The 4,061-nt window shown below is 65.9% G+C and carries 5 protein-coding genes and 1 tRNA gene; 2 read left to right on the plus strand and 4 right to left on the minus strand.

What is annotated here, in order from left to right; all coding sequences use genetic code 11:
- Positions 1-743 (minus strand): ROK family protein (locus tag ELR45_RS35175; protein ID WP_165367757.1); only part of this gene is annotated, 743 nt, incomplete at its 3' end.
- Between the two features lie 148 nt (positions 744-891).
- Here ELR45_RS35175 and ELR45_RS13715 point away from each other — a divergent pair.
- Positions 892-1,305, plus strand: a complete 414-nt coding sequence (locus ELR45_RS13715) for a winged helix-turn-helix transcriptional regulator (protein ID WP_205856611.1) — start codon at positions 892-894, stop codon at positions 1,303-1,305.
- An 84-nt stretch (positions 1,306-1,389) separates the two neighbouring features.
- On the opposite strand, the gene ELR45_RS13720 is transcribed toward ELR45_RS13715, so the two are convergent.
- The 3 genes from ELR45_RS13720 to ELR45_RS13730 form a co-directional block, all read right to left on the minus strand.
- Positions 1,390-1,893 (minus strand): glycosyltransferase family 2 protein, encoded by a 504-nt coding sequence (locus ELR45_RS13720; protein ID WP_129666874.1) that lies wholly within the window; start codon positions 1,891-1,893, stop codon positions 1,390-1,392.
- 282 nt (positions 1,894-2,175) lie between these two features.
- A tRNA-Pro gene (locus ELR45_RS13725) sits at positions 2,176-2,252 on the minus strand.
- A gap of 55 nt (positions 2,253-2,307) precedes the next feature.
- Positions 2,308-3,189, minus strand: coding sequence for a metallophosphoesterase (locus tag ELR45_RS13730; protein ID WP_129667100.1), 882 nt, complete (start codon positions 3,187-3,189; stop codon positions 2,308-2,310).
- A gap of 249 nt (positions 3,190-3,438) precedes the next feature.
- Between ELR45_RS13730 and ELR45_RS13735 the strand changes: the two genes are divergently transcribed.
- Complete coding sequence (locus tag ELR45_RS13735) at positions 3,439-3,894, plus strand: GatB/YqeY domain-containing protein (protein WP_129666876.1); 456 nt, start codon at positions 3,439-3,441, stop codon at positions 3,892-3,894.
- Positions 3,895-4,061 lie beyond the last annotated feature (167 nt).

Genomic DNA, 4,061 nt, shown 5'->3' on the forward strand with positions numbered 1-4,061 from the left:
GGTCCAGAGTCGCTGATCCTGGTGTGCCCGACCATGGCCGCGTTGCCGTAGGGGCCGGTGAGTACCGTGCCGTCGACCACTACACCGAGCCCGATGCCAACGCCGACCGTCACCACGGCGAAGTCGCTGAGCCCGCGCCCGGGACCTGACCATTGGACGCCGGCCGTGAGGGCGCGAGCGTCCCCGCTCAGAACCGTCGGGATGGCCGTCTCCTGCTCCACCATCTGCGCGAGTGGGACATCGTTCCAGTTGAGGAAGATGTTGTGCCGTACCGTGCGATCGAAGCGCCGCATCATGCCGGCGAGGCCGATGCCGATCGCCTGGATCGTGTGGGTTCCGCGAAGTTTATTGACCAAGTCAATGATCAGCTGGGCGACCTCGTCGACCCCGGAACTTGTCAGCGGACAGTACGCGGCCTCTTGGACCCTGCCCAGCGCGTCGGAGCGGACACCGAACAGCTCATCACCGGTCACCTTGAACCCGATGAACTGGTGCCGGCCGGCGTCGAGCTCCAGCGGCGTGCCCGGGCGGCCCCTGGTCTCCGTCCCGCGACCCTTGACCTCCCGAACTACGCCAGAAATGAGCAGCGGCCGGGTGGTCTTGGTGAGACTCGCCGGGGACAGTCCCATACGACGTGCGAGCTCCGCGCGAGGCAACGGCCCGGATACGAGCAGCTCCCGGATGACCGCCCGGGCCGATAGGCTGAGCGTCCCCAGGGACGGAGTCGTGGCGCCTCGCTGCACAGCACTACCGTGCGCGGCATTCGTTTACCTTGTCAAGGAATATAACGTGAAGGATGTGCCGGGTCAGAAGGTTTGCCAGCCGACATGCGCTGTGGATTGGATAGCGCAAACCTGTGTGCAGTGCTGAATGAGAGGTAGCATGACGCATATGGACACCAAGGCCGGGGACACCGCCGAGGAGCAGCACTCCGGTGCTCTCCCGTTCGACGTGTTCGCCCGCGACTGTCCCTCCCGCCCGGTCCTGGAACACCTCACCGGCCGTTGGGGGGTCCTGGTGTTGGCCGGCCTCTACCAAGGACCCGTCCGCTTTAACGCATTGCGCCGCCGCGTCGATGGTGTGAGTGAGAAGATGCTCTCCCAGACCCTCCATGCCCTGGAGCGCGACGGCTTCGTCCACCGCACGGTCCAGGCCGTGATGCCTCCGCGGGTCGAGTACCGCCTCACCGATCTGGGCCGCTCCACCGCCGCAAAGCTGCTCGACCTCATCGGTCACCTGGAAGCGCATATGCCCGCCGTCCTCGCCGCTCAACAACAGCACGACCAGAGTGACGACGGCAACTGAGGGCGCTCCGAGCCCGACGCACTGGTGCGCGTCAGGCGGGAAGGTCTGGTGACGGATCCCGGTGGCACGCGAACCTGGCCGTTGTTACCGCTGGCGCATGATGGTGAGCCATGCGTCGCGCCGGTGTTCCTTTTGCGGGATCAGGGCACTGGACTCGTCGGGGTAGGAGACGGCGAAGGCGTGCATGATCAACGTGTTGTCTGCGATGAGATGGCGGAGCCCGTGGGTTCGCATGACCTTGGTCATGAGTTCGGCCATTAGTGCTGCGATCGTCCCGGGGTGGGTGAAGCAGATGTCGGCATCGAGGAAAAGGAAGTGGTCGGTTTGATCGTTTGCTGGATTGAGAACGAATCGGCGTAGCACCTCACCGTGGGAGTTTCCCGGCGTCGAGGTCGGGAATCCGGATTGCGTGACCTGGGCACCGTAGGTTTTGGCGGCGGTCAGCATGCCGCTGCGATCATCGGTCGATCCGTTGTCGTAGACCGTCAAGGTCAGGTCGAGGCCGGGGTTCTGCACGAACAGTGATCGGATCGCTAGCTCGGCGAATGCGGAGGTGTTGTGGTTGACCAGGACGGCGGCGATGCTCACCGGTCAATCACAGTGGCGGCACGGGTGACTACGCAACCGGGTTTCGTCGGGGTGCCCGGTCGTCGATCGCTGGCCGGGCGCCCGCGGTTATCTCATGGTCGCTGGCCACGCAGGAGCGTTCGTGATCGGGCAGGTTCCGACTGGACCCTGGTCATCGATGACCCGTACAAAGCGAGCGGCGACTGAGGCGAGGTAATACAGTTGGCAACACCTGGGCGAGCGAGAACGCGTCTGAGAATGCGAACCGGCCCCTGATTTCGCTGGTCAGGGGCCGGTTTTGGTTGGTCGGGGTGACAGGATTTGAACCTGCGACCTCTTCGTCCCGAACGAAGCGCGCTACCAAGCTGCGCCACACCCCGCAGTCGCGGAGCCAGCATAGCCGAGATAGGGCCGGTTTCTGAAATCGAATACGACCTAGGAGGCCGTGAGCGTGAGCAAGGTCGCCTCGGGGGGACAGGCGAACCGCACGGGGGCGTAGGGCGACGTGCCGAGGCCGGCGGACACGTGCAGCCATGCGGCGTCCGGACCGCCGTCCGCCGGATGCCGTGACACCCCCTTGACCCGTTCCGTGTCGAGGTCGCAGTTGGTCACGAGCGCGCCGTAGCCCGGTATGCAGAGCTGGCCGCCGTGCGTATGTCCGGCCAGGATCAGCCGGTAGCCGTCCGCCGTCATGGCGTCGAGCACGCGCAGGTAGGGCGCGTGCGCCACACCGATGGCGAGGTCCGCGTCCCGGTCGGCTGGACCGGATGGGTAGCGGTCGCGGCCGAGGTGCGGATCGTCGACGCCGACGAACGCGAGACTGCGACCGTCGACGGTCATCTTTCCGTGCGTGTTGGTCAGATCCAGCCAGCCGGCGTCGGCCATGCCGTCGCGCAGTTCTCCCCAGGGAAGGTCTGGGGCATGGACCCGGGCGGCGCCTTTGGTCGGCAGCAGGTACGACGCCGGATTCTTGGGTTGCGGGCCGTAGTAATCGTTCGACCCGAAGACGAACACACCGGGGATGGACAGCAGCGGCTCGTAGGCGTCCAGGACGGCCGGGACGGCGTCGCGGTGGGCGATGTTGTCGCCCGTGTTCACCACCAGGTCCGGGGCGAGCGTCGCGAGGCTGCGCACCCATTCGATCTTGCGCTCCTGCCGAGGCGTGAGGTGCAGGTCCGAGAGGTGCAGAATCCGGATGGGCCTGCTTCCGGGAGGGAGCACCGGGACGTCGAACCGCCGGAGCCGGAACGACCGAACTTCATATCCTGCCGCATATGCGAGCCCGCCTACGGCGAGCCCGGTGAGGCCGAGCAGCATCTTCTTCGCAACCACTCGCCAAGGTTGCCATACAGACGACGCCGCGCACGCATCGACGGCGCGGCGAGAGCATGCTTTGTGGTCGTGACCGCGACCACAATGTAGTTCGCTCCGGCAGAGAGGCGCCCACCGCGCGCAGTGCGGACATGAAAAGGGCGGCGGCAGCGGAGTGTCATTGGTACCACTGTGCGTCGCGCCAGAGCGCTATCCGGTGGGAACAGCCCGACCGCACAGGGCAGACTATGCCGTATGGCCTCTCTCAAAGATCGAATCAAGAGTGATCTCACCGAAGCGATGCGGGCGCGCGACGAGGTGCGCAAGGGCACGCTGAGGATGGTCCTGTCCGCGATCGGCAGCGCTGAGGTTGCCGGCGACACTGCCAAGGAGCTGTCCGACGACGAAACCGTCGCTGTGTTGACTCGCGAGGTCAAGCGTCGTCGCGAGGCCGCTGAGGCGTTCCGCTCCGGTGGGCGGGAAGACAGCGCGGAGCGCGAGGAGGCTGAGGCTGCCATCGTCGGCGAGTATCTCCCGGCGCAGCTGTCCGACGAAGAACTCGCTGAGCTCGTCGACGCGGCCGTCACAGAGTCCGGCGCGGAGTCGCAGCGCGACATGGGCAAGGTGATGAAGGTTCTGCAGCCGAAGGTGGCGGGCCGGGCCGAGGGTCGCGCGGTAGCCGATGCGGTCAAGGCCCGGCTGACGTCGTAACCGCTTACGTCCTGCAGACCGAGCGGCCTGGGCCACGGTCTGCAGGACGTGAGTGTGCTGTCTTAGAGCTCGGCGGCGATGAGCTCGGCGATCTGCGCTGTGTTCAGCGCAGCTCCCTTGCGGAGGTTGTCGCCGCACACGAACAGTTCGAGTGAATGCGTGTCATC

Origin of the sequence: Phytoactinopolyspora endophytica (assembly GCF_004138495.1) — a bacterium.
Taxonomy (GTDB): domain Bacteria; phylum Actinomycetota; class Actinomycetes; order Jiangellales; family Jiangellaceae; genus Phytoactinopolyspora; species Phytoactinopolyspora endophytica.